The following is a 25,728-nucleotide window of genomic DNA, read 5'->3' as shown; positions in this document are numbered from 1 at the left end:
GCCGCGCCGGCCCCCACGCCCTTCTCCGGTGGACCGGTTCCGGCCTCGGCACCGGTTCCGGCCGCGGTGCCTCGCCGTCCCGGTGAACTCCCGCCCGCGCACGCCATGCTGATCTGCGTCGCCCTGCCCGCCCTCGCGATCTCGACGGACCAGGGGCAACTGACCGGCCGGGGCCTGGAGGGCTTCTACCGCGCGGGGCGCAGGACCCTGTCCCGTTGCCAGGTGCGCGTGGCGGGACGCGAGCCGGTCGCCGTACAGGCCCGTATGCTGTCCGCCGACAGCGCCCGGTTCGTCGCGACGCTGCGGCTGTCCACGGACGGCGGCCCCGACCCCGAGGTCGTCGTCGAGCGGGTCCGCCACGCGGACGGCACGGAACGGATCACCCTGCGCAGCGCCTCCGGACGCCCCCTGCGACTGCCCCTCGAAGTCTCGCTCGGCACGGACCTCGCCGAGGTGGGCGCGGTAGCCTCGGGCCGGGCCGGACCCGAACTGCCCGCCACCGTCCACGACTCCGGCATGCGCTGGTCGTCCGCCACGGCCCACTGCGTGGTCACGGCCGACCCCGCACCGGCGGACGCCCTCGCATCCGCGGGCCTGCTGCGCTGGGAGGTGGACCTGCCGCCGGGCTCCTCCAGGAGTGTGGAGCTGAGGGTGCGGCCCGACGGCGCCGGGCCGGTCCGGGCGGCGGGACACGGCACGATGCGCCCGGGCGCCGGAGCGGGGGCGAGGGCCGTCGGCGACGACCCGAGGGTCCAGCCGCTCCTCGCCCGGTCCGTGGAGGATCTGCAGGCGCTGCTGCTCCGCGCCCCGCAGCACCCGACCGATGTGTATCCGGCCGCGGGAGCGCCGTGGCGGTGCGGACTCGCGCCGGCCGAGGCACTGGCCGCCGCCCGCATGGCGTTGCCCCTGGGCACACGCATCGCGGCGGGGACGTTGCGCACCCTCGCCCGCAGTCAACTCACGGGGCCGGGCCCACGGTCGGGCATGATCCCGGGGCCGCTGCGGGACGCGGGACCGCACCTGCCGCCCGGCTGCACCGGCACCGAGGCCACCTTGCTCTTCCCTGTGCTCCTCGCGGAGGCCTGGCGTTGGGGACTCCCCGCACAGGAGGTCGAGGACCTGCTGCCCGCGGCGGAACGATGCCTGGGGTGGCTGCTCACCTCGGTCGGCGACGGCGTGTTCCTGACCGACGCCCGCCCGGGCGGGGCGGCCCGCGGTGAGATCCAGGCCCACGCGCATCGCGCCGCGCTGCTCGGCGCCGACCTGCTCGACGCGCACGGCCGCGCGGATCCCGCCGGGCTGCGGCAGTGGGCGGCCCGACTGCGGTCCGCGTTCCAGGAGGAGTTCTGGGTGGCGGACAGGACCGGCGGCAGACCGGCCGCCGCCCGCCTGGCCGACGGCCGGCCCGTGCCGCACCTCACCGGGGGAGCGGCCCACCTCCTGGACACCGGCCTGCTCGGGTCGGGCACACTCGCCCCCGGCCTGCTGGACAAGGTCAGGACCGAGCAGCTCGCCCGACTCCTCGGCGGCCCCGCCATGGACTCCGGCTGGGGGCTGCGCAGCATGGGCGCGAAGGAGGCCGCGTACAACCCGTTCGGACATCGGGGCGGGGCGGTCCGCGTGCAGGAGACGGCCGTCGCCGTCGCGGGGCTGGCCGCGGTGGGATACGAGAAAGAGGCGAGTTCACTGCTGCGCGGCATGCTGTCCGCAGCCGAGGCCTTCGGCCACCGCCTGCCCGAGATGTACGCGGGGGAGCAGCGCACGGAAGGCGGAGTTCCGCTGCCGCACCCGGCAGCCTGTCGTCCGGCGGCCACCGCCGCGGCCGCCGGGGTGCACGTCCTCGTGGCGCTCGCCGGAATCCGCCCCGACGCGCCCGCCCGCACGGTGAAGCTGAGCCCGCTCCGCAGTGTCCCGCTGGGCGAGCTGGGGCTGAGTGCGCTGAGCGTCGCGGGAGCCCCGTTCTCCGTGCGCGTCAGCAGACTCGGCCTCGCCATGGTCGAGGAGGCGGCCGACGGGCTGCAGTTGGGAGTGTGACCCAGGAGCTCACCCGGTGCGGGCGTAGGGGTCCAACCGGCTCGACAGCATCGACGACTTGACCGCTAACGACACGGACGGATTCTTCGCCCCGTCGGCCGTCGAGGCCACCCGGTCGGGCTGCGTCCGCCTCGGCGAACATGTCTTCCACGGCACCGCAGTGGGCAACTCCCACCGAGACGGCCCCGCCGGACCTGCCCCCGCCCCGGTCGACGTGACGGTCGGCAATGGGCGAAGGAGGTGTTTATCGTCAGGCAGACGACTATGATCGCGGCATGTCGCCCTACGACCCGTCGGCCTTCCCGCCCTTCGCAGTCACCGTCGACCTGGTCGTGCTGACCGTGCGCCGGCACGCGCTCTGCGCACTGGCCGTGCGGCGCGGTGAGCAGCCGTTCCAAGGGCGTTGGGCGCTGCCAGGCGGTTTCGTACGAGCCGACGAGGATCTGTCGGCCGCGGCCGCCCGCGAGCTCATCGAGGAAACGGGCCTGTGCGCCCATGACCCCGACGCCCCGGCCCAGGCCAACGGAGCACACCTCGAACAGCTCGCCACCTACGGCGACCCGAAGCGCGATCCCCGCATGCGCGTGGTCAGCGTCGCCCACCTCGCGCTCGCGCCGGACCTGCCCGCACCACGGGCCGGCGGCGACGCGCACAGCGCCCGCTGGGCCCCCGTCGAGGCCCTGCTCAAGCAGGGGGGCTACGGCCGCGAGGACGAACAGGCCGCGCCGCTCGCCTTCGACCACGCCCAGATCCTCGCGGACGGCGTGGAGCGCGCCCGCTCCAAGATCGAGTACTCCTCGCTGGCGACCGCTTTCTGCCCGCCGGAGTTCACCGTCGGCGAGCTGCGCCGGGTGTACGAGGCCGTCTGGGGCGTCGTCCTCGATCCGCGCAACTTCCACCGCAAGGTCACGGGCACCCCGGGCTTCCTCGTGCCCACCGGCGGGACCACCACCCGGCAGGGCGGACGGCCCGCCCAGCTCTTCCGCGCCGGCGGCGCGACGCTCCTCAACCCGCCGATGCTGCGCCCCGAAGTCTGAAGCCTGACCGAAAAGCCGCAAATGTCGCGTTATCTTGCTGCAGTACCCACGGGGTGCGTCGGTTCCCGATCCGGCTGACGGGCCTCGGCCGCCGAGCGGTCGCACATCCTGCGAGAGAAGCGATGATCCAGGCCATCGGACTGACCAGCAATCCCCGCGAGGAGCTTCCGCCCGTCGTGGACGACGTGTCCTTCGAGGCGCGCACCGGCCGTGTCACGGCGCTGCTCGACGCCGAAGCCACCGGCGCGGCCACGGCGCTGCGGCTGATGCTCGAACTCCAACAGGGCCGTGGAATCACGTACTTCAGAGGCCGCCCGCTGCACCGCATCGCCCAGCCTTCGCGTGAAGTGGGCGTCCTCCTGGGCGACGTCCCCGGCCACCCCGCACGTTCGGTCCGCGGCCATCTGCGCATGCTGTGCGCGGCCACGGGCGTGCCCGTCGGGCGCGCCGACGACGTCCTGGAGGTCGTCGGACTCGTCAGCCTCAGGGACCAACGTCTCGGCACCCTCTCGCGCGGCATGGACCGCCGCCTGGGGCTCGCGTGCGCGCTTCTCGCCGACCCGCACACGCTCGTCCTGGACGCACCGGGCGACAGTCTCTCCGTGCGGGAGGGCGCGTGGCTGCACGGAATCCTGCGCGCCCACGCCGGCCAGGGCGGCACGGTCCTGTTCACCACGGATGACCCCAAGGAGGCCGCACGGACCGCCGACCGCGTCGTCACCCTGGAATCGGGACGGCTGGTCGCCGACCAGGAGGCCGCGGACTTCGCCCGGACCAGGCTCCGCCCCCGCGTCGCCGTCCGGAGCCCGCACGCCGCCCGCCTCGGCGCCCTCCTCGCCAAAGAGGCACGCGCGGGGCGGCGCTCGATCGAGGTGGTCAGGGAGGACGGCAACAGGCTCTCCGTCTACGGAAGCAACTGCGCCGATGTGGGGGAGACCGCGTACCGCCATGGCATCCTCGTCCATCAACTCGCCGACGAGATCGGCGACGCGGGACCGCCGCAGAGCCCTGAGAGCGCGGCACCATCCGGCACCTCGCTCACGACCGAAGCGCCCCCTGACCCCCGTCCTGCCGACACCACCGCCGAACTCTCCCCCGAGCCGACCCCCGATCCCACCGTCGAACCAGCCGCCGCACCGACCGAAGGCGAGCGGAAAATCCTGTTGTCGCCACGGGCGCCGCTCGAAGGGGACGACACCGTTCCGATCGACACCAGGGACACGAGTTCCTTCAGCCTCCGCGAGGCCACACTGCCCACCCCTCGGGGCGCGGCGTCCTCCCTGCCGCCCCCCATCACCGTCCGCCCCGGCAGGAGCCCGCTCAATCCCTTGCGCTATGAGCTGCGTCGCCTGCTGGGCGTCGGCACGGCCTATCTCACCCTGGCCGCCGTCCTCGCCGCCTCCGCTCTCCTCTGCGTCTTCCTGGCACGGACCGGCCACACGCCGCAGCCGCGCATTGTCGCGGCCTGGCCGCACGAACTCCCCTTGCCGCCCGCGGCCCTTGGCGCAGGGCTGCTGGGGGCCCTCGCCTTCGGCGACGAGTTCCGCCACCCCGCCCTCGCCGCGGACCGGGGCACCGTCCCGCGCCGCCTCGGGATGCTCGGCGCCAAACTGCTCGTCGCGGCCGCCACCGCACTGCTGCTGAGCACCCTCGCGGTGGCCTCAGACGCCGCGCTGCTTCACCTTGTATACGGAGACGAGCTCACAAAGGTTCCCGCGGACTGGCTTTCCCTGAGTACGAGTTGGGTAGCTCTCGTGACGGGCTGCGCCTGGGCCGGGGTGCTGGCCGCGGGTGTGTTCCGGTCCACGGCGGCGGGCCTCGCCGCCGTGCTCGCCGTGCCGATCGTCGTCGTACCGCTCGTACAGAAGGCCGTCGAGGGACCGTCTGTGCGATCGGCGGCCGGACTTCCGGGACGGCTCCGGGACCTCGCTCTGGTGCAGTGGCCGTTCGGTGCCGAGCGGTATTTGGCGGCGGCAGTGCGCATGATCGCCCAACCCGTGGGCGGGGCGCTGATGTTGTCGCTGACCGCTCTGCTCTGCACTTATCTGCTCACGGCGACGCGGACCAGGGTCCGCTGACGTCGTCCGCCGCCCTCCGCCGCGACCCCGTGCGCAACTCCCCGGAGGGGGTCCATTTCTTTCCGATAAGGCGTCAATTGCGGCGAGGTAAGCGATCACCCTTTCGTGTGCTTTTCACCAAAGACCTCAAGGGAGTTGGAGGCAGCGCCGACAACTGATCCGTGAGTACCCTTGCGCACACCATGATGACCGCCGCCCGCTCCGCCGACTCCGGCCTCGCCGGCCCGGGCGACCTCGACCGATACCCGTTCGCGGAGCCCGCCGGTGGCGACCGCGTCGCCGCCCCCGTGTGGGACGGCCCCGACCAGGATCTGGGGCGCGTGGGCCGGCGCGCCGCCGGAAGCCGCGGCCGCGGGCTGCACGGCCAACTCGTCCAGCAGCTCGGCCAGATGATCGTCTCCGGTGACCTCGGAGCCGACCGCCCCCTCGTCCCCGAGGAGATCGGCCAGCGCTTCGAGGTCTCCCGCACCGTCGTCCGTGAGTCCCTCCGCGTGCTCGAGGCCAAGGGCCTGGTCAGCGCCCGGCCCAATGTCGGCACGCGTGTGCGCCCCGTCAGCGACTGGAACCTGCTCGACCCCGACATCATCGAGTGGCGTGCCTTCGGGCCGCAGCGCGACGACCAGCGGCGCGAGCTCGGCGAGCTGCGCTGGATGATCGAGCCCCTCGCCGCCCGCCTCGCCGCGGGGCACGGCCGTGAGGACGTGCAGCAGCGTCTCGCCGACATGGTCGAGATCATGGGGCACGCACTGGGTCAGGGCGACGTGATCACCTTCTCCCGCGCCGACGCGGAGTTTCACTCGCTGCTCATCCAGGTCGCGGGCAACCGCATGCTGGAGCACCTGTCCGGCATCGTCTCGGCCGCCCTTCAGGTCTCGGGCGGGCCGATCACCGGCTGTGACCGCCCCAGCGAGGCCGCCCTCGTGCACCACTCCCGCGTGGTCGACGGTCTCGCGGCGGGCGACGGCGCCGGCGCCGAGGCGGCCATGCGGCAGCTGCTCGTCGTCCACCCCGAGGTGGAGCGCGTCGTGCCCGCCCCGCGCGAGCACTGATCGCGCGGCCCCGTCGGCGCCGCTGTCGTGCGCGTGCCCCGCGGCAGCGCTGAGCCGTCGCGTACGTCACTCCGTACCCAACGACGCCTCCGCCACCGTTCCCCCTGTCGCCGGACCTCCGCAGGCTCCACAGGAGCCCGGGTGGAGTCCGGCGACACGAATATGGGGGGTTTCTTCACGGGGCATCGGGGGATCATTCGTGCATGCGTATAGGTGGCTTCTGACCGTATCTGGATGGTTTTGTGCGCTTACGGGGTGTGACTCGGGCCACGTAGATTGGGCGTAACGCTCCAAGGAACAGCGCGATGACCTAAGAGGTGATAGCCGAGGAGGGAATACAGACGTCGTTCGCGGCGCTGTGCAGCTCCCCGGCCCCGCCCGCGCCGTCGGCACAATCCCCAGCCGCCGGTCGTCGGCTCCGGTCCACAATGGACGGGGCCGGAAGCCGTTTTCCAACGTTCCGAGAGGTTGTTCGTGTCGGCCAGCACATCCCGTACGCTCCCGCCGGAGATCGCCGAATCCGTCTCTGTCATGGCGCTCATCGAGCGGGGAAAGGCTGATGGGCAGATCGCCGGCGATGACGTGCGTCGTGCCTTCGAAGCTGACCAGATTCCGGCCACTCAGTGGAAGAACGTTCTGCGCAGCCTCAACCAGATCCTCGAGGAAGAGGGTGTGACGCTGATGGTCAGTGCCGCGGAGCCGAAGCGCCCCCGCAAGAGCGTCGCAGCGAAGAGCCCGGCCAAGCGCACCGCGACCAGGACGGTCGCGGCCAAGGCCGCCACGGTGAAGCCCACCGCCACCGCCGCCACTGAGGCGTCGACTGCGGACGGTGCCTCCGAGGACGCGCCCGCGAAGAAGGTCGCCGCCAAGAAGACGACGGCAAAGAAGGCCGTCGCCAAGAAGACCGCCGCCAAGAAGACGGCGGCCAAGAAGACCACCTCCAAGAAGGACGCCGACGAGCTCCTGGACGAAGAGGTCACCGAGGAGGCCCCCGCCGCCGGCAAGCCCGGCGAGGGCGAGCCCGCCGAGGAGGGCGCCCAGGGCTTCGTGCTCTCCGACGAGGACGAGGACGACGCGCCGGCCCAGCAGGTCGCCGCGGCCGGCGCCACCGCCGACCCCGTCAAGGACTACCTGAAGCAGATCGGCAAGGTCCCCCTCCTCAACGCCGAGCAGGAGGTCGAGCTCGCCAAGCGCATCGAGGCCGGCCTGTTCGCCGAGGACAAGCTGGCCAACGCCGACAAGCTCGCCCCGAAGCTCAAGCGCGAGCTGGAGATCATCGCCGAGGACGGCCGCCGCGCCAAGAACCACCTCCTGGAGGCCAACCTCCGCCTGGTGGTCTCCCTGGCCAAGCGCTACACCGGCCGCGGCATGCTCTTCCTGGACCTCATCCAGGAGGGCAACCTCGGTCTGATCCGCGCGGTCGAGAAGTTCGACTACACCAAGGGCTACAAGTTCTCCACGTACGCCACCTGGTGGATCCGTCAGGCCATCACCCGCGCCATGGCCGACCAGGCCCGCACCATCCGTATCCCGGTGCACATGGTCGAGGTCATCAACAAGCTGGCCCGTGTCCAGCGCCAGATGCTCCAGGACCTGGGCCGCGAGCCCACCCCGGAGGAGCTGGCCAAGGAACTCGACATGACCCCGGAGAAGGTCATCGAGGTCCAGAAGTACGGCCGTGAGCCGATCTCCCTCCACACCCCCCTGGGTGAGGACGGCGACAGCGAGTTCGGTGACCTCATCGAGGACTCCGAAGCGGTCGTGCCGGCCGACGCGGTCAGCTTCACGCTCCTCCAGGAGCAGCTGCACTCCGTCCTGGACACCCTGTCCGAGCGTGAGGCGGGCGTGGTCTCCATGCGCTTCGGTCTCACGGACGGCCAGCCCAAGACCCTCGACGAGATCGGCAAGGTCTACGGAGTGACGCGTGAGCGCATCCGTCAGATCGAGTCGAAGACGATGTCGAAGCTGCGTCACCCGTCGCGCTCGCAGGTCCTGCGCGACTACCTCGACTAGGCACCGGCCGTCACCGAGGCGTTCCACGAAAGGCCCGAAGTCCGCAGCACGCGGCTTCGGGCCTTTCGCGTGCGCGGGTGCGGGGTGGGCGATACTGCATGACTCTGGGGTACGCGTTGGCAACCCAGAGTGAGGAGATCGCATGCTTCGTCCCTTCGCCCGAGCGTGGACGGGGGTACTGGCTCTTGCGGCCACTGCCGCCGCCCTTCCGTTGGCTTCTCCGGCACCCGCGGTGGCCGACAGTGTGGTCATCGGGGGCAGGCCGGTGGAGGTGTCCGAGAATCCGTGGGTGGTGGCGCTCGCCAGCCGTGACCGGTTCGGAGGTGCGCGCTCCGGACAGTTCTGCGGCGGCGTGGTCACCGGACGGTCCACAGTCCTGACGGCGGCCCACTGCATGAGCAAAGACGTGCTGGGGGTGGCAGTGAGTGAGATGTCGGACCTGAAGGTCATCGTCGGCCGCGGAGATCTGCGGTCCACGGAGGGCACGGAGGTCCGGGTGAGCAAGATCTGGGTCAACCCGCGGTACGACAGCCACACGAACTCCGGAGACGTGGCGGCGCTGACCCTGGCCGAGCCGCTGCCCGAGGGGCACGTGATCCCGATGGCGGGCCCGGGTGACCCCGCGTACGGGCCGGGGACACGCGCCGCCGTGTACGGCTGGGGTGACACCACGGGAGCCGGTGACTACGCCCGTACGTTGCATGCGGCACGTGTGAAGGTCCTTGCCGACGCGGTGTGCGAGAAGGCGTACCCGGGCAGTGCCGATGGGCGCTTCGTGGCCCGCAGCATGCTCTGTGCCGGTGAGATGAACGGTGAGCGGGACGCATGCCAGGGGGACAGCGGCGGGCCGCTGATCGCGCACGGACGGCTCATCGGCCTCGTGTCCTGGGGGAGCGGCTGCGGACGCGCCGGGAGCCCGGGCGTCTACACGAGGATCTCGGACGCCATGGGGGCGCTGGACGCCCGCGGCTGAGCTGTCCGACTGCCCCGGGCACGTGCGGCGGCCGGCCCGGGGCGGTCCCCAGGGCGGCCGGGAAGGGCCCTGTACGGCTCTGTACGGCCCTGTGACGAGAGCGGGCGGCCGCACCTGCTGGTGGCAGGTGCGGCCGCCCGTTCACCGGCCTGGTGTGCCGGAGCTGGCTCGTCGTGGATGCGAGGTGTCAGCGTTCCTCTTCGGTGGCGCTCTCGGGAACGGCGGTCAGGCGCTCCGTCTCGTCCTGTATCTCAGCGGCGATCTTCTTGAGTTCCGGCTCGAACTTGCGACCGTGGTGGGCGCAGAAGAGCAGTTCACCGCCGCTCAACAGGACGACGCGCAGGTATGCCTGGGCGCCGCAGCGGTCGCAGCGATCAGCGGCCGTCAGGGGGCTCGCGGGGGTCAGAACAGTAGTCACGTCGCCTCTTCTCTAGCTCGACGAGCTGTCGTACCAGGGTCAACATCCAACCAGGCCGAAAACGTTCCCGCTCGTGGCTTTTCCTCGAAGTTTCTTTTCGAGGAGGCTGTCCGTTGCCGGTTGGCGGCGAATGTGCCGTATTGCGTCTCTTACGTGTCTTACGGTTTCGCGCTGTCTGTCAGGTCAGATCCTCCCGGCTGGCTTGCCGGTTGTTCATGAGGACGTGCCCGGAGCCTAAATGGTTCATGCCTCGAAGGGAACGTGACGTGTGCTTCACTCCATCGAGGGATCGAACATTCATACGAGTCTGGACTAGTCTGAGTTGAGACGAGGGTGGCGTTACAACGGCTCTACCAGGCCTCGGTACCCTCAGACCGGTAACCGAAGCCGCGTCCTTACCCCAAAGGACTCCCCTTGAAATTCAGCGAGGAGCGAACCGCGTGACCGCCGAGACGTCCGTGCCGTCCACAGCATTGCTGACAGGAGCAGACCGGGACGGTTCCAACTACACCGCGCGGCACCTGCTCGTCCTGGAGGGGCTCGAGGCGGTCCGCAAGCGTCCGGGCATGTACATCGGGTCGACGGACAGCCGCGGCCTGATGCACTGCCTCTGGGAGATCATCGACAACTCCGTCGACGAGGCCCTGGGCGGGTACTGCGACCACATCGAGGTCATCCTCCACGACGACGCCTCCGTGGAGGTCCGGGACAACGGCCGTGGCATCCCGGTCGACGTCGAGCCCAAGACCGGACTCTCCGGAGTCGAGGTCGTCATGACCAAGCTGCACGCGGGCGGAAAGTTCGGCGGTGGCTCGTACGCCGCCTCCGGTGGCCTGCACGGCGTGGGCGCCTCCGTGGTGAACGCGCTCTCCGCGCGCCTCGACGTCCAAGTGGACCGCGCCGGACACACCCACGCGATCAGCTTCCGGCGCGGCGTCCCCGGCGCCTTCGCCAAGTCCGGACCGGATGCGCCGTTCGACTCCTCGGCCAAGCTGACCAAGGTCAAGAAGATCCCCAAGGCCCGCAGCGGCACCCGCGTGCGCTACTGGGCGGACCGGCAGATCTTCCTCAAGGACGCCAAGCTGTCCCTGGAGAACCTGCACCAGCGCGCCCGCCAGACCGCGTTCCTGGTGCCGGGCCTCACCATCATCGTGCGCGACGAGTTCGGCCTCGGCGAGGGCGGCACGAAGGGTGAGGAATCCTTCCGCTTCGACGGCGGCATCAGCGAGTTCTGCGAGTACCTGGCGCAGGACAAGGCGGTCTGCGATGTCCTCCGGTTCTCGGGCCAGGGCAGCTTCAAGGAGACCGTCCCTGTGCTGGACGACCACGGTCAGATGACGCCGACCGAGGTCACCCGTGAGCTCGGCGTCGACGTGGCGCTGCGCTGGGGGACCGGCTATGACACGACGGTCAAGTCGTTCGTGAACATCATCGCCACCCCCAAGGGGGGCACCCACGTCAGCGGTTTCGAGCGCTCGCTCACCAAGACGATGAACGAGGCGATGCGCACCCAGAAGGTCCTCCGCGTCGCGGAGGACGACATCGTCAAGGACGACGCCCTGGAAGGGCTCACGGCGGTCGTCACGGTGCGTCTGGCGGAGCCGCAGTTCGAGGGACAGACGAAGGAGGTGCTCGGTACCTCCGCGGCCAACCGCATCGTCGCCAACGTCATCGCCAAGGAGCTCAAGGCGTTCCTGACGTCGACCAAGCGGGACGCGAAGGCCCAGGCCCGCGCGGTCATGGACAAGGCCGTCGCCGCCGCCCGTACGCGCATCGCGGCCCGCCAGCACAAGGACGCCCAGCGCCGCAAGACGGCTCTGGAGTCGTCGTCGCTGCCCGCGAAGCTCGCGGACTGCCGCAGTGACGACGTGGAGCGCAGCGAGCTCTTCATCGTTGAGGGAGACTCCGCGCTGGGCACCGCGAAGCTCGCGCGGAACTCCGAATTCCAGGCGCTGCTGCCGATCCGCGGCAAGATCCTGAACGTTCAGAAGGCGTCCGTGACGGACATGCTGAAGAACGCCGAGTGCGGTGCCATCATCCAGGTCATAGGAGCCGGGTCGGGCCGGACCTTCGACATCGACACGGCGCGTTACGGGAAGATCATTCTGCTCGTGGACGCCGACGTCGACGGCGCGCACATCCGGATCCTGCTGCTGACGCTGTTCCAGCGGTACATGCGGCCGATGGTCGAGGCCGGCCGGGTGTTCGCGGCGGTGCCGCCGCTGCACCGCATCGAGCTGAGCCAGCCGAAGAAGGGCCAGGACAAGTACATCTACACGTACTCCGACCGTGAGCTGCGCGAGACGCTGCTCGAGCTGCAGCGCAAGAACGTCCGGTACAAGGACTCCATCCAGCGGTACAAGGGCCTGGGCGAGATGGACGCCGACCAGCTGGCCGAGACGACGATGGACCCGCGGTTCCGGACCCTGCGCCGCATCAACATCTCTGACCTGGACTCGGCCGAGCAGGTCTTCGATCTCCTGATGGGCAACGACGTCGCGCCCCGCAAGGAATTCATCACCAGCTCCGCGGCGACGCTGGACCGCTCACGCATCGACGCGTGACACACCACGGGAGCCAAGGCGCGTGACACGCACGCCGCCGGAGCCGTGCTCTCCACCCACGGGTGGACTGCACGGCTCCACCCATGTTCAACCCCTGCGCCGATCCCGTGACCGGGCGGTTTCCGTAGCGTCGAAGGCGTCGATCCTCGTCGGATCGGTCTCGTCCGCGCTCGTCGTACGGAGGCTGACATGTCCGGGCTCACCAACGCACTGGTGATCTGCGCCGTCGTGATGCTGGTGGTCGTCCGCCAGTTCAAGGCGCAGAAGATCGGCACGGACAGGCGCTGGTGGCTGATACCGGCGGTGTTGGTCTTCATGGCCGTGCGGGAGCCCGATCTGATCGATTTCCGTCACCACGCGGCGTCCGTGACCCTGCTCGCCGCCGAGCTGCTCGTGGCCCTGGCCATGGGGGCCGGCTGGGCGAGGACCTCACATGTGTGGACCGAGCCCGATGGCACCGCGTGGAGCAAGGGCACCAAGGCCACCGCCCTGGTCTGGGCCGTCGGGGTGGCGCTCCGGGCCGGCCTGTTCGGGGTCGGCTCCCTGTTGCACATGCGGCAGGGCAGTGCCTCGCTGATGCTGGCCCTCGCAGCCACGCTGCTGGTGCGCAGCGGCCTGCTCGTGCTGCGCGCCGGGTCCGGACGCCTTGTGTACGGCGCAGGCGACGTGGCGCACGAGCCGATGCAGAAGGAACCCGTGTGGCGGAAGGAACCCGTGTGAGTGGGGACCGGTGGACGACATGGCCCTCCAGGGAGGCGCTCACCTGGGCGGGGATGAGCCTTGCACGACTGTGGTTCGTCAGAGTCCTGCGCGCGGTGGTCCTCGGCAGCCTGCTGTGGGACGCGTTCCACCGGGAGCACGGCTGGCGGCTGGTGGCCGGCGTGGGCCTGGTCCTGGCCGTCACGTGGGCGGGGTGGGCGTTCTTCCGCGTCTCGTTCGCTCATCGCCTGTGGCCCTCCCTGGCGCTGCTGGGGCTGCTCCTGGCGGCCGGGCTCGCCGCTGAGACCGGCGGTTGGCGAGTGCTCGCCACAGTGCTGTGTTGCGGATCGGCGGTCGCTGCCCTGGAGCGGCTGCCGCTCGTCGCGGCGGCGCCCTGCGTGCTCGTGGCGTTGACCGCCTACGCCGTGGGCATCGGCGACAACTGGCTCACCACGGCACTCACCGTCATCGGTCTCGTGCTGGCCGGGTACACCCTGAGACTGGACGCGGAGGCGCGGGGCAGCACCCACCGGCTGCTCGCCCAGGAGCGGGCCGCGCGTGCCGCGGAGGCCGAGTCGGCGGCGCTCGCCGAGCGCGCCCGCATAGCCCGCGAGATCCACGACGTGCTCGCCCACAGCCTGTCCGCGCAGCTGGTCCACCTGGAGGCGGCTCGGCTGCTGATCGAAGGCGATGCGACCAAGGGGCAGATCCTGGACCGGGTGGTGGCGGCCCGTTCCATGGCCAGGGAAGGCCTCGCCGAGACCCGACAGGCCCTCTCCGCGCTTCGCGGGGAGATGACCCCGGTCGAGGACTTCCTGCGCGAACTGGTCACGACGGACCGCGCGTCGGTCAGCGTGGCGGGGGACCGGCGGGCCCTCCCCGCCGAGGCATCGCAGGCGGTGCGCAGGGTGGCACAGGAAGCCCTGACGAACGTCCGCAAGCACGCGCCGGGCGCGAAGATCCGGGTGTGCCTCCGGTACGGCGACGGTGAAGTGAGACTGGACGTGCGGGATTCGGGCGGGCGGTCGCCGGGCGAGCTCGCTGCCTCCGGCGCCGGGTACGGTCTGCTCGGGATGCGCGAGCGGGCGGAACTGCTGGGCGGGTCCCTGGAGGCGGGACCGGGTGAGGAGGGCTTCGTGGTGACGCTGAGGGTGCCGGGATGACCGGGGACGGGGGCACCGCCAGGGCCGCGGGCATCAGCCCGGCTGAGCCTGTCGAGGGTGGAGGCAAGTCACCCGCGCGGGTGGTTGTGGTCGACGACCAGACCGTGGTGCGTGAGGGGATCGTGATGCTGTTGGGGCTGCTGCCCGGCATCGAGGTCGTGGGGTCCGGCGCGGACGGGGAAGAGGCCGTCCGCCTCGTCGCCGAACTCGCGCCGGACGTGGTCCTGATGGACCTGCGCATGCCCCGCTGTGACGGGGCGGAGGCCACGCGGCGCATCCGTGCCGAGTATCCGCAGACGCAGGTCGTCGTGCTCACCACCTACGCAGACGACGATTCGCTGTTCCCGGCGCTCAAGGCGGGCGCGCGTGGCTACCTGACCAAGGACGCCGGCGGCGACGAGATTGTGCGGGCCGTGGAGGACGTGCTCTCGGGCGACGCCGGGCTCTCCCCACGGATCCAACGGCGACTTCTGGAGCGGCTGTCCGAGCCGGAGCCGCCGTCGGTGGCGGTGCCTCCCGACGGCCTCACCGCGCGGGAGACGGAAGTGCTCGTCCTCATCGCCGAAGGGATGTCGAATCACGAGATCGCCCGGTCGTTGCACGTCTCCACCGCGACGGTGAAGACCCACATCAACAATCTCTTCGCGAAGGCGCGCCTCAAGGACCGGGCGCAGGCCGTCCGTTACGCCTTCAGGAACGGCCTGATCAAGTTGGGAGGAGGACCCGGTATCTGACGATCCTTCACCTGATGGGGTGAAGAGCACTGGGAGGAGAGTCAGGGATCTTCCCGTTCTGTCCATCCTTGGGCACGTGGCCGAACAGGGCTGCTGACTAAGGAGAGTTCGGTGGAGAAGCACGACGGGCCCGACGTGGTGCCGGGCCGGGGCGAGGTCGGCCGGGACCGGCCCGGTGACCTGAGGGACCCTTGGGGCGACGCGCTCGCGTCCGGATGGGGGGAACTGGACGGCACAGGGGAGCCGGCTTCCGTGGTGACGCCCCGGACCGTGGTGCGGCAGCGGAGCGCCAGCCCGGCCGACATCTACCTGGAAGTGCAGCGCAGCGCGGCCTTCCAGGAAGTGCGCGGTCGGTACCGGCGGTTCGTCTTCCCGGTCTCGGCCGCCTTCCTCGCCTGGTATTTCGCCTACGTCGTGACCGCGACGACGGCGCCGGGCTTGATGGCGCGACCCGTCGCCGGAGCCGTGAACGTGGCGATGCTGGCGGGGCTCGGACAGTTCCTCACGACGTTCCTGCTGACCTGGGCATACACGCGCCACGCGCGGTTGCGGAGGGACCGGGCGGCGCTCGACCTGCGCTGGGTCGTCTTCGAGCAGAAACGGGAGCAGGAGCAGAAACGGGAGCAGGGCGGGGTGGGGGAGTCGGACGCGGGGCGGGAGCAGGGGGCGGAGCGATGACCGGAGACCACCAGAGCCTCGCCCTGCTGCTGTTCGGGTTGTTCGTGGCAGTCACTCTCGCGATCACCACATGGGCGAGCCGTAACCGCCACGGCACGGCGGAGGAGTTCTACGCGGGCGGACGGCTCTTCTCCCCCATGGAGAACGGTTTCGCCATCGCTGGTGACTACATGTCGGCCGCCTCCTTCCTCGGTATCTCCGGCCTGATCGCCCTCTTCGGGTACGACGGGCTGCTCTACTCGGTGGGTTTCCTCGTCGCCTGGCTGGTCGTGCTGTTCCTCGTGGCCGAACTGGTGCGCAACTGCGGCCGGTACACGCTCGGGGACGTCGTCGCCGCGCGGATGCGGGAGCGGCCCGTGCGGATCGCGGCGGGAACTTCCTCGGTCACCGTGTCCGTTCTCTACCTGGTGGCGCAGATGGTGGGGGCGGGCTCACTGGTGGCGCTGCTCCTCGGTGGGACGAGCGAGGCGGCGCAGACGTGGACGGTGATCGGCGTCGGCGCGCTCATGGTGATCTATGTGTCGCTGGGAGGGATGCGGGCCACCACCTGGATCCAGATCGTCAAGGCGGTCCTGCTGATGGGCGGGGCGATCGCGCTGACTGTGCTGGTCCTGGTGCGCTTCCACGGTGACTTCGACCAACTGCTGCGGTCCGCGGCGGACCGCAGCGGCCACGGCGAGCGATTCCTCGCGCCCGGTTTGAAGTACGGCGGTGACTGGACAGCGCGGCTCGACTTCATCAGCCTCGGGCTCGCGCTCGTGCTCGGCACCGCCGGACTGCCGCACATCCTGAACCGCTTCTACACCGTGCCGACCGCGCGGGCCGCCCGCCGCTCGGTCGTCTGGTCCATCGGCCTCATCGGCAGCTTCTACCTGATGACGATCGTGCTCGGGTTCGGCGCGGCCGCCATCGTCGGTCCGGACGCGGTGCGCGGGTCGAACGCCGCGGGCAACACGGCGGTTCCGCTCCTCGCGCTCGACCTGGGAGGCGGTGCCCACTCCACAGGGGGAACGGTTCTGTTCGCGATCGTCGCCGCCATCGCCTTCGCCACCATCCTCGCCGTGGTCGCCGGCATCACACTCGCCTCCTCTGCGTCCGTGGCCCACGACCTGTACGCCTCCTTGCGGCGACGGAACGCGAAACCGCGCAGCGAGGTGGCGGTGGCCCGCCTGGCCGCGGCCGGGATCGGTGTGGCCGCGATCGCCCTCGGGCTGCTGGCCCGCGACCTCAACGTCGCGTTTTTGGTGGGCCTTGCCTTCGCCGTCGCGGCATCCGCCAACCTGCCGGTGCTGCTCTACTCCCTGTTCTGGCGGAACTTCACCACGCGGGGTGCGGTGTGGTCGGTGTACGGGGGGCTGCTGCCCGCACTCGCGCTGGTGACCCTGTCACCTGTTGTCTCCGGGGGACCCAATTCCCTGTTCCCCGGGGTGGACTTCCAGTACTTCCCCTTGGAGAACCCGGGGCTCGTCTCCATCCCGCTGGGATTCCTCGCGGGGTGGCTCGGCACAGTGACCTCGCGCGAGGAGGCGGACGAAACCAAGCACGCGGAGACGGAGGTGCGGTCGCTCACCGGCGCCGGCGCGGCGTAACGATTCCCTCCGCCCCCTGCCCCCCGGGACGGCTCAGACGCTTGCCGCCCACTCGTAGCGGTGCTCGGGGCGGCCCGTGTCGCCGTACTTGAGGCTCAGCCTGACCCGGCCCGCGCGCTCCAGGAGCTTCAGATAGCGCTGTGCCGTCTGCCGGCTCAGCCGGGTCCGGTCCGCCAGCTCCTGGGCCGAGAGCGGCCCCTCCGCGGCCATCATCGCCCGCCGCACCAGCTCCGCCGTCGTGGGGGAGTGCCCCTTGGGCAGCTCGGGCGCAGGAGTCGCCGAGAGGGCGCCGAAGATGCGGTCCACCTCGGCCTGCTCGGCCTCGCCACCGCCGTCGAGAGTGCGGCGCAGCGTCGCGTACGCGTCGAGCTTGGCGCGAAGGCCCGCATAGGAGAACGGCTTGACCAGGTACTGGAGCGCGCCGTGCCGCATCGCCGCTTGCACGGTGGCGACGTCGCGCGCCGCGGTCACCATGATCACATCGGTCAGGTGGCCGCGCTCACGCAGGCTGCGTACGACCGAAAGGCCGGTTTCATCCGGCAGGTAGTGATCCAGCAGCACCAGGTCGACCGGAACGTCCTCGACGAGGCGCAGTGCCTCGGCGGCGTTGTGGGCCTTCGCCGCCACCCGGAACCCGGGGATCTTCGCCACATAGGCGGCGTTGACGTCCGCGACCCGGAGGTCGTCGTCCACGACAAGAACCTCGATCATCGCGGCTCCCTCGGGGCCCTGGTCATCGTCGCTCCTTCGTGTCCGCGGTCATCGTGCTCCTCCGGGGCGGCGAGCTCGGGCCGAGTGAGCGCTTCGGGCAGGACGACGGTGAACTCCGCGCCCCCGTCCGGTGCTTCGTCGATGCGTACGCTGCCGCCCTGCCGCTCGGCGAGCCTGCGGACCAGGGCGAGCCCGATACCGCGCTTGCCGTGGGCCGGGGGTTCCTTGGTGGTCCAGCCCTCGGTGAAGATCGTCTCGCGCTGCCCGGCGGGGACCCCGGGGCCGGAATCGCGCACCTGGAGGACCACGGTTCGGTCTTCGGCGCGCGCATCGACCTCCACGCGCGCGTGGAGGGTGCCCGCGGCGGCGTCGAGCGCGTTGTCGACGAGGTTGCCGACGATCGTGACGAGTCCCCCCGGGTCGACGAGCCGGTCCGGCAGAGCGGTGGCGTGCGGCACGGACAGTGCGACGCCCCGCTCAGCGGCGACGGTGGCCTTGCCGACCAGGAGGGCCGCGAGCAGCGGATCGTGGATCTTCTCCGTGATCTGCTCGGCGGTCACCCGGTGGGCACCCGCCACCTCACCGACGAACTCCGCCGCCTCCTCGTACATCTCCAGTTCGAGCAGGCCGAGGAGCGTGTGCATGCGGTTGGCGTGCTCGTGGTCCTGGGCGCGCAGGGCGTCGATGAGGCCGCGGGTGGAGTCGAGCTCGCGGCCGAGCTGCTCCAGCTCCGTGCGGTCGCGCAGGGTGGCGACGGCGCCCCCGTCGTCGGTGGGCATGCGGTTGGCGAGCAGGACGCGCTGTCCGCGGACGGTCAGCAGGTCGGTGCCGGTGACCCGGCCGGCGAGTACGTCGGTCGTACGTCCAGGGCCGAGCGCCTCGTCGAGCGGCTGCCCGATCACCTCCGTGCCGAGACCGAGGAGGCGCTGGGCCTCGTCGTTGAGCAGCCGGATCCGGCCCGCGCGGTCCAGGGCGACGACGCCCTCACGGATGCCGTGCAGCATCGCCTCGCGCTCCGCGAGCAGGGCGGAGATGTCCGAGAAGGCGAGATCACGGGTCTGCCGCTGCACCCTGCGGGAGATCAGATACGCGGCCAGCGCGCCGACGGCGAGGGCTCCGCCCGCGTAGGCGAGCAGCCCTGGGATCGAGTGGACCAGACGGGCCCGCACGCTGTCGTACTCGATGCCTACGGAGACGGCGCCCACGATGTTCCCGTCCGCGTCCCGCAGCGCCACCTTGCCGCGGGCCGAGCGGCCCAGGGTGCCGTTGTCGATCTCCATCACGTCGCGGCCCGCGAGGGCGTCGCTGGGGTCCGTCGAGACGACCTTGCCGATCTGGCCGCGGTCGGTGTGGGACCAGCGCACACCGCCCTTGTTCATGATCACGACGTACTCGGCGCCGCTCGCCCGGCGGATCCGCTCGGCCGACTCCTGGACCGGCCCGTCGGCCGTGGGACGTGAGGACGACAGGTCATCGGCGATCTTCGGCTGGGCGGCTGTCGTCTGCGCGATGGCGAGTGCGCGGCGCATCGCCTGGTCGTCGAGCTGATCGCTCAGCGGGGCGAGGAAGAGCCCTGTGGCGAGCACCGCGACCCCGGCGGCGATGGCCAGCTGCATCAGCAGCACCTGCGAGAACACACGCCGCGGCAGACCGAGGCGGAGGCGTCGCGCAGGAGAGGTCGGGCTCATGTGTACGAACGGTACGGCCGCGGGCGGGCTACTCCGAAGTCACTGTGGCGGGGATCTCTCACCCGGGCACGCAGGGCACATAGGGCACTCCGGCTCGGTCGGGTCCCTCTGGTCCGCCGAGTACGCCGAGTCAGCTGCGCTTGCCGAGTCCGCCGGGCCCGCCCGGGAGCGCCCGCACCGCCACCACGTCCACCCGCCCGGGCGAGGCGGGAGCCGCCCCGCAGCTCTCCGGTCGGGGCGGCTGGGAAGCGCCCTGCTCGACGGTCACCCGCCACCGGCGGCCGTCGGTGTGCGCGACGGTCACCTCCAGGCGTGGGCCCGTGCCGTCCGTGGCGACGACACTCAGCGCGCCCGCCCTGTCCTCGCCGGTCTCCGTGCGCACAGCCAGCTCGGCGGCCTGCCCGGGACGCTCCCAGGCCGAATTGCCCCGGCAGCCCTCGGCCACGACGCGATCCGCGCGCACCGCATCGAGGATCCCCTTGACGGCCGGCAGGTCGGCACGGCCGTACGCGTATCCGTGGGGCAGCACGAGCAGGGTGGGGGAGAAGCGGTGGCCGCCCAGATGAGTGATTTCCCAGACGCCCTCTTCACCTGAGGCGGCGAGAGCGGAGGCGAGCGGCCGGCCGAGCAGCGCACAGCAGCGGTCGCGCTTGCCGTTCGTGCAGACGAGCGCGAGCGGGGCGCCGGTGTACGGGGTTCCGAAGCCGCCGTGGTCGCCCGCGCCGAGGGCGGCGAAGTCGAGGTCCAGCAGTTGGCGCGGGTCGTCGAGCTCCGCTCCGCGCAGCCAGGTGCGGCCGGGAACGGTGTGCCCTACGTAGACCTGTTGCCGGGTCGGCGCGTGACAGTCCGCGTGCCGTCCGGGACGGCGGATGAGGGCGATGCGTACGCCCGTGCCCTCAGCAGCCGCCTCCAGGGCGCGGCCCACCTCCGGGTCGAGACGGCTGGACTTCAGCGCCTTGGCGCCCCAGGGGCCCGGCTGTTCCAGCAGTAGCCACGTCCTGGCTGTGGCGGCGGTCCCCGCGAGAGGCTCGGCCAGGTCCCGCGAGGCGGTCGCGCACGTACTCACGCAGGCGAGCCTAACCCGCACCCCACGTCACGTGATTCACACGGCTCCGGAGTCGGGCGGCGGCATGGTCGACATCGCCCCGCGTCATCCGGTGTCACTGGTGTCCTACCGGTGCCACTGGTGTCGTTCGGCGTCAGGGCGTCGGGGAATCCGTCGGGGAGGGCATCGGCTGGGGCGGACGCAGGCCTACGTACTGGCCGCTGGGGCGCATGCGCAGCGGCCGTTCGTCGTACTCCTCCAGGGCGTGCGCGATCCAGCCCGCCGTGCGCGCCACCGCGAAGATCGTCTCGCCCGCCTCCGCCGGCATCCCCGAGGAGACCGTGAAGACGGCCAGAGCAAGGTCGACATTGGCTCGCAGGTCGGTGTGGCGGGCGGTGGTGGCCACCACGTCGCGGGCCGCGGCGAGGGCGGGTCCGGCCTTCGGCATCACTTCCAGGAGAGCGAAGAGCGCCTGCGCGCGCGGGTCCTCGCCGGGGTAGAGGCGGTGGCCGAGTCCGGGGACGCGGCGGCCGGCGCGGAGTTCGTCGGCCACGACGGGGCTCGCGCTGCCCCGGTCGAGCACGTCGAGCAGCATGCGGTGGGCGAGCCCGCTCGCGGCACCGTGCAGTGGGCCCTCCAGGACGCCGAGCCCCGCCGACACCGCGGCGTAGGGGTGGGCTCGCGCCGAGGCCGCGACCCGGACGGCGAGCGTCGACGCGGCGAGGTCGTGGTCCACGAGCAGGGCGAGAGCCGTGTCCAGCGCGCGCAGTGATGCCTCGTCGGGCTTGCCGCCGGTCAGCCGTGCCCACAGGCGGCGGGCCAGGGGGCCCTCGTCGCGGTGGCCGGACAGGACCGGCGGGAGTGCGGCCACGAGGGTGGGGATCAGCGTGCGCGCGGTGCCGATGACCGCCTCTTCGGAGAGGTCGAAGCGGAGCGGATCGGCGGCCCCTGCGGAGATCGCAGCGACGCGCAGTCGGTCGGTCGGGCCGCTGTGCTCGGGCAGCGCGTTGACGGCGCGGCGGGCCGCGGCGGCGGTCTCCTTGGGGGCGGTGAAGTGGATACCGGGGCGCAGGACACCGGTCCACAGCCACTCGGCGACCTCTTCGTAGGAGTGGTTCAGGGCGAGCTCCGCGGCATCGACACCACGGAAGTAATAGCGGTCCTCGTCGATGAGCGTGATGCGGGTGCGCACGGAGAGCTCGTTGCCCGTGGTCGACGTCGCGGGCTCGCGCCTGTTCCTACGGGCCAGCGCCTCGACCTCCTTGGCGTCGAACGTGCTGCCCCGTGCCCCCGGGCCGCGGCGGCTGCTGAGGGTGCCCCGGCTCACGTACGCGTACACGGTCTCGGGCTTCACGCCGAGCAGCTCGGCGGCTTCCTTGGTGCTGAGCCGTCGGCTTTCGCGCGTGGTTCCTTGATCCGTCATAGGCGTCACCGTATCCGCATCACGACATCTGCATTTTCGCATTGATTCAATCAACATTGACAGGACTCAAGTCAAGCATGGACAGTCAAATCAAGTCCAGGTAGGAAGTCGAGGAAGAACATGCCGATCAATGGCTCCGCCGCCACCCCCGCCGAGCCCGTGGAGGTCCCACGAGGACTCGCGGGCGTCGTCGTCACCGAGACGGAACTCGGAGACGTCAGGGGATATGAGGGCTTCTACCACTACCGCCAGTACTCGGCCGTCGAGCTCGCGCAGAACCGCAGCTTCGAGGACGTATGGCACCTGATGTTCCACGGCGAGCTGCCGGACGCCGGGCAGAGCGCCGCTTTCGCCGCGCATACGGCGGCGCTGCGCCATCTGCCCGCGGAAGTGCGGGACGCGCTGCCCGCCATAGCCCGCGCCAGTGTGCTGTCGGGCCCGCTCTCCGGACTGCGCACCGCCCTGTCGCTCTTCGGGGCGTCGAAGGGCTTCCGCCCGGTGTACGACATCGACGACGACCGGCGGCGCGCGGACGCCCTGGCCGCGGCCGCCGTGGTGCCGACCCTGCTCACCGCGCTGTACCGGCTCGGCCAGGGTCTCGACCCTGTCGAACCGCGCGACGATCTGTCGTACGCCGCCAACTACCTCTACATGATGACCGGTTCGGAGCCGGACGCCTCCCGCAGCCGGGCGATCGAGCAGTACTTGATCTCAACCATTGATCACGGCTTCAACGCGTCGACCTTCACGGCCAGGGTCATCACGTCGACCGGGGCGGACATGGCGGCGTGCCTGGTGGGGGCGGTCGGCGCACTGTCGGGTCCCCTGCACGGGGGTGCGCCGAGCCGTGCCCTCGACACGCTCGACGCGATCGGCACCCCCGACCGCATCGACGGCTGGATCCGCGAACGCGTCCTGGCGGGAGACCGCATCATGGGCTTCGGTCACCCCGTCTACCGCACGGAGGACCCGCGCTCACGCATGCTGCGGGGCATCGCCCAGCAGTTCGGCGGCGACATGGTGGAGTTCGCGATCGAGGTCGAACGCCACGTGGAGGCGATCCTGGCGGAACTGAAGCCGGGCCGCGAACTGCACACGAACGTGGAGTTCTACGCGGGCGTGGTCATGGAACTGTGCGGCCTGCCCCGCGAGATGTTCACGCCCACCTTCGCCTCCGCGCGCGTGGTCGGCTGGAGCGCCAACATCCTGGAACAGGCCCGCGATTCAAAGATCATCCGGCCGGCGGCACGCTATGTGGGGGTGACGCCTCCGGTGGCGGTCCCCGTGTGCGACTGACCGGGATCACTGCAGGGTGCCGACGCTCCGTGAGCGTCGGCACCCTGGGCGTGGAGGACTGGGGCGCGGCCCGTCAGGCGTCGGGGATGTCGGCCTTGGCCCGGATGAGGGTCTCGCGGGAGATCGTGACGATGCGTTCATAGTCGGCGCGCGAGGCGTCGGCGGGGAGGTCGGCATCCAGCGTGGCTGTGGCGTCGGTGCCGATGACAGCGAAACGTCCGTCGGACAGTTCGAAGATGTCGGGGCAGTTCTGACCTGTCGCACAGCCTCGCGCACGCGGAGACGCCCCGATCCGACGGATGATCTGGCTCACTGTCGTTGCCCCTTTGATCTCGCTGCCGACGCATCGTGCCGCGCCGTGAGACCTGGGTCGGAAGGGCTCGCAGACAAACGGTGGAACACCCGGCGCTCTTGTGGTGGTGAAGTCCCGCGCGCGTGAACGCGCGTGAAGCTGGCGTTCACCGTCTGGCACTGCAAAACGTCACAGTGCCAAATTTGGTTACGGGCAGTGTTCGCGACACGATCCGGACGTGTACGTTCCCCCGGGTGGGCTCAGGCGGGCGGTGGCTCGCCCACCACCCACCAGCTGTCGATGTCCGCTTCCTCGAGTTGCCGCAGGAGGTCATCGACCAACAGACCCAACTGGGCTTCCTCCGTCGCGCTGTCCAGCGTCGCCCGGTGAGGTTGCGTGGCGTGCCAGTACTCACGGACGATCGGATTCTGGAGCATGCCGCGGGCGTAGCCGTAGAACTGGTCCCGGGTGAAGTTCCCGAGGCGGTAGTTGAGCACCATGTTGGTGTACATGGCGTTGGCGTAGAGGTACTGCCGCTGCCGCTTGGGGGAGACGTTCTCTCCGTAGGCGTCGAGAACCTCGGCGAGGTCGGCGTCGTCCATGGCCTTGCTCAGCAACTCCCAGTGCAGCCGCTGCTGGCAGGTCAGATTCGTGTGGCGCTGGGCTCGCGCTGTCCGCTCCAGGCACTTGAGCCGCTCATCGAACGCGTCGAAGGTACGTCGCTGCGCGGCCGAGGTGGCGGCGGCCCCCGCGACGATGCCGAGCCCTGCTGTGACAACGCAGCGCAGCATCTCCGCCGCGTGCATCTTTGTGAACATGTCAACCCCCGATTCGGGCGACCGTCCGCCGGTCGTCGGGTGCGGGTCGACAGGGAGCGGACCGGCGAGCGATGGGCGGTGCGCTTGCCGTCTCCCAGGGTGCCGAGCGGCTCTGATCGGCGGGAGGTGGCACGGCGGCGCACGGGAGGAAGAAGTGGTCGCATGAACCGGCGCCGTGCCTGACGTGTGCCCCGCGAGCGCCGCCGACAATCGTTCACTTCGCGGCCCGACTACGCGCGCTTATTCTGGGCCGGTCTTGATTCGTCGTACGGAATCCGCCGCGGTCCGTACCAGCGTCGACACGAGAGGTCCGCATTGAACCAGCAGCAGATTCCGGTCGTCGTCCTCGCCGGCTTCCTGGGCTCGGGCAAGACCACCCTGCTCAACCATCTGCTGCACCGCAGCGGCGGCACCCGGATCGGGGCGATCGTCAACGACTTCGGGTCGATCGAGATCGATGCCATGTCGGTCGCGGGCCAGCTCGGCGACTCGACCGTTTCCCTGGGCAACGGCTGTCTGTGCTGTGCCGTGGACGCCAGTGAGCTCGACGAGTACCTGGACCGGCTCGCTCGGCCCGCCGCCGGGATCGACGTCATCGTCATCGAGGCGAGCGGGCTCGCCGAGCCGCAGGAGCTCGTGAAGATGCTGCTCGCCAGCGAGAACCCGCACGTCGTGTACGGGGGGCTCGTCGAGGTCGTCGACGCCGCCGAGTTCGACGCCACGCGGGAGCGGCATCCCGAGGTGGACCGGCACCTGGGCATCGCCGATCTCGTCGTGGTCAACAAGACGGACCGCGTGCCCGACGAGGAGCGTGAACGCGTCCTCGGTGTCGTCGGTGGGCTCGCGGGGCGCGCGGCCGTCGTCACCGCCTCCTACGGCCGCGTCGACGTCGAGCTGTTCTTCGATCGCGCGCCGGTGGGGGAGCGGGTGGGACAGCTCTCCTTCGACGACCTGCACGACCACGAGGACCCGCACGACCACGAAGCGGACGGCGGGCACCACGACCACGTGCACTCCGCCTACGAAAGCCTCGCCTTCACCTCCGAAGTGCCCATGGCGCCGCGCTCCTTGATGGCCCTGCTCGACAGCAGGCCCGAAGGGCTCTACAGGATCAAGGGGTACGTCGATTTCGGTGCCGCCGACCCGCGCAACCGGTACGAGGTGCACGCCGTGGGACGGTTCCTGCGCTTCTACCCGGAGCCGTGGGCTCCGGACGAGCCGCGGCTGACCCAGCTCGTGCTCATCGGGTCACACATCGACGTACCGGCTCTGGAGAAGGAGCTCGAGGCCTGTCGCGAGTACGCCCCACAGGCCGATGAGCAGGCCATGTGGGGCGTACTGCGGTACGTCCAGGAGCCGGGCGAGCCCGATGGGCCGGATGAGGCCTACGAGCTCGACGAGGACAGTTAGGCGGTGGGCGCGGCGC

At 70.8% G+C, this 25,728-nt stretch carries 21 protein-coding genes; 14 read left to right on the top strand and 7 right to left on the bottom strand.

Translation table 11 applies throughout. From position 1 onward, the window contains the following. The first annotated feature begins 105 nt into the window (after positions 1 to 105). The 6 genes from AB0N81_RS27650 (at position 106) to AB0N81_RS27625 (ending at position 9,184) form a co-directional block, all read left to right on the top strand. Positions 106 to 2,034: a glycogen debranching N-terminal domain-containing protein gene (locus tag AB0N81_RS27650; protein ID WP_365363027.1), complete on the top strand. Its 1,929-nt coding sequence runs from the start codon at positions 106 to 108 to the stop codon at positions 2,032 to 2,034. 275 nt (positions 2,035 to 2,309) lie between these two features. Then, positions 2,310 to 3,071, top strand: a complete 762-nt coding sequence (locus AB0N81_RS27645; RefSeq protein WP_365362873.1) for an NUDIX hydrolase — start codon at positions 2,310 to 2,312, stop codon at positions 3,069 to 3,071. A gap of 122 nt (positions 3,072 to 3,193) precedes the next feature. Further along, positions 3,194 to 5,149 carry an ATP-binding cassette domain-containing protein gene (locus AB0N81_RS27640; protein ID WP_365362871.1) on the top strand — a complete coding sequence of 652 codons (1,956 nt, stop codon included), beginning with the start codon at positions 3,194 to 3,196 and terminating at the stop codon, positions 5,147 to 5,149. A gap of 161 nt (positions 5,150 to 5,310) precedes the next feature. After that, on the top strand, positions 5,311 to 6,198 hold the full coding sequence (locus AB0N81_RS27635) for an FCD domain-containing protein (RefSeq protein ID WP_365362868.1): 888 nt from the start codon (positions 5,311 to 5,313) through the stop codon (positions 6,196 to 6,198). Between the two features lie 468 nt (positions 6,199 to 6,666). Next, the gene (locus tag AB0N81_RS27630; protein ID WP_365362866.1) at positions 6,667 to 8,211 is read left to right on the top strand and encodes an RNA polymerase sigma factor; all 1,545 of its coding nucleotides are present in this window, start codon (positions 6,667 to 6,669) and stop codon (positions 8,209 to 8,211) included. A 142-nt stretch (positions 8,212 to 8,353) separates the two neighbouring features. Beyond that, positions 8,354 to 9,184, top strand: coding sequence for a serine protease (locus AB0N81_RS27625; RefSeq protein ID WP_365362864.1), 831 nt, complete (start codon positions 8,354 to 8,356; stop codon positions 9,182 to 9,184). 187 nt (positions 9,185 to 9,371) lie between these two features. Here the strand turns inward: AB0N81_RS27625 and AB0N81_RS27620 are convergent, their stop codons facing one another. After that, positions 9,372 to 9,602, bottom strand: a complete 231-nt coding sequence (locus tag AB0N81_RS27620; protein WP_055544920.1) for a hypothetical protein — start codon at positions 9,600 to 9,602, stop codon at positions 9,372 to 9,374. Between the two features lie 440 nt (positions 9,603 to 10,042). On the opposite strand from AB0N81_RS27620, the gene AB0N81_RS27615 reads away from it, so the two are divergent. From AB0N81_RS27615 to AB0N81_RS27590, 6 genes are all read left to right on the top strand, one after another. After that, positions 10,043 to 12,166: a DNA topoisomerase IV subunit B gene (locus tag AB0N81_RS27615; protein ID WP_365362862.1), complete on the top strand. Its 2,124-nt coding sequence runs from the start codon at positions 10,043 to 10,045 to the stop codon at positions 12,164 to 12,166. Between the two features lie 189 nt (positions 12,167 to 12,355). Continuing rightward, positions 12,356 to 12,886 carry a DUF1453 domain-containing protein gene (locus AB0N81_RS27610; protein WP_365362860.1) on the top strand — a complete coding sequence of 177 codons (531 nt, stop codon included), beginning with the start codon at positions 12,356 to 12,358 and terminating at the stop codon, positions 12,884 to 12,886. Beyond that, positions 12,883 to 14,028, top strand: coding sequence for a histidine kinase (locus AB0N81_RS27605; protein ID WP_365362858.1), 1,146 nt, complete (start codon positions 12,883 to 12,885; stop codon positions 14,026 to 14,028). The genes AB0N81_RS27610 and AB0N81_RS27605 overlap by 4 nt, the downstream gene beginning before the upstream one ends. Beyond that, positions 14,025 to 14,762: a response regulator transcription factor gene (locus AB0N81_RS27600; protein WP_365362856.1), complete on the top strand. Its 738-nt coding sequence runs from the start codon at positions 14,025 to 14,027 to the stop codon at positions 14,760 to 14,762. The genes AB0N81_RS27605 and AB0N81_RS27600 overlap by 4 nt, the downstream gene beginning before the upstream one ends. A 135-nt stretch (positions 14,763 to 14,897) precedes the next feature. Further along, positions 14,898 to 15,440 (top strand): DUF485 domain-containing protein, encoded by a 543-nt coding sequence (locus AB0N81_RS27595; protein WP_365363025.1) that lies wholly within the window; start codon positions 14,898 to 14,900, stop codon positions 15,438 to 15,440. Further along, complete coding sequence (locus tag AB0N81_RS27590; RefSeq protein WP_365362854.1) at positions 15,437 to 17,029, top strand: cation acetate symporter; 1,593 nt, start codon at positions 15,437 to 15,439, stop codon at positions 17,027 to 17,029. Before AB0N81_RS27595 ends, AB0N81_RS27590 begins: the two co-directional genes overlap by 4 nt. A gap of 33 nt (positions 17,030 to 17,062) precedes the next feature. On the opposite strand, the gene AB0N81_RS27585 is transcribed toward AB0N81_RS27590, so the two are convergent. The 4 genes from AB0N81_RS27585 to AB0N81_RS27570 form a co-directional block, all read right to left on the bottom strand. Next, positions 17,063 to 17,740: a response regulator gene (locus AB0N81_RS27585; protein ID WP_365362852.1), complete on the bottom strand. Its 678-nt coding sequence runs from the start codon at positions 17,738 to 17,740 to the stop codon at positions 17,063 to 17,065. Further along, positions 17,737 to 19,428: a sensor histidine kinase gene (locus AB0N81_RS27580; RefSeq protein WP_365362850.1), complete on the bottom strand. Its 1,692-nt coding sequence runs from the start codon at positions 19,426 to 19,428 to the stop codon at positions 17,737 to 17,739. The genes AB0N81_RS27585 and AB0N81_RS27580 overlap by 4 nt, the downstream gene beginning before the upstream one ends. A gap of 130 nt (positions 19,429 to 19,558) precedes the next feature. After that, positions 19,559 to 20,494: a sucrase ferredoxin gene (locus AB0N81_RS27575; RefSeq protein WP_365362848.1), complete on the bottom strand. Its 936-nt coding sequence runs from the start codon at positions 20,492 to 20,494 to the stop codon at positions 19,559 to 19,561. A gap of 133 nt (positions 20,495 to 20,627) precedes the next feature. Further along, positions 20,628 to 21,896: a citrate synthase family protein gene (locus tag AB0N81_RS27570; RefSeq protein ID WP_365362846.1), complete on the bottom strand. Its 1,269-nt coding sequence runs from the start codon at positions 21,894 to 21,896 to the stop codon at positions 20,628 to 20,630. A 120-nt stretch (positions 21,897 to 22,016) separates the two neighbouring features. Here AB0N81_RS27570 and AB0N81_RS27565 point away from each other — a divergent pair, with 120 nt between their 5' ends. Further along, the gene (locus AB0N81_RS27565; protein ID WP_365362844.1) at positions 22,017 to 23,192 is read left to right on the top strand and encodes a citrate synthase/methylcitrate synthase; all 1,176 of its coding nucleotides are present in this window, start codon (positions 22,017 to 22,019) and stop codon (positions 23,190 to 23,192) included. A gap of 73 nt (positions 23,193 to 23,265) precedes the next feature. On the opposite strand, the gene AB0N81_RS27560 is transcribed toward AB0N81_RS27565, so the two are convergent. After that, on the bottom strand, positions 23,266 to 23,505 hold the full coding sequence (locus AB0N81_RS27560; RefSeq protein WP_365362842.1) for a hypothetical protein: 240 nt from the start codon (positions 23,503 to 23,505) through the stop codon (positions 23,266 to 23,268). A gap of 239 nt (positions 23,506 to 23,744) precedes the next feature. Then, a complete protein-coding gene (locus AB0N81_RS27555; protein WP_365362840.1) occupies positions 23,745 to 24,302 on the bottom strand; it encodes a DUF6082 family protein in 558 nt (185 codons plus the stop codon). 315 nt (positions 24,303 to 24,617) lie between these two features. Between AB0N81_RS27555 and AB0N81_RS27550 the strand changes: the two genes are divergently transcribed. Further along, the gene (locus tag AB0N81_RS27550; protein WP_365362838.1) at positions 24,618 to 25,712 is read left to right on the top strand and encodes a GTP-binding protein; all 1,095 of its coding nucleotides are present in this window, start codon (positions 24,618 to 24,620) and stop codon (positions 25,710 to 25,712) included. Positions 25,713 to 25,728 lie beyond the last annotated feature (16 nt).

The sequence above is a fragment of the Streptomyces sp. NPDC093510 genome (assembly GCF_040683555.1).
Classification (GTDB): Bacteria; Actinomycetota; Actinomycetes; order Streptomycetales; family Streptomycetaceae; genus Streptomyces.
Note: the sequence above shows the minus strand (reverse complement) of the source record. Positions and strands in the feature narration are given on the sequence as shown.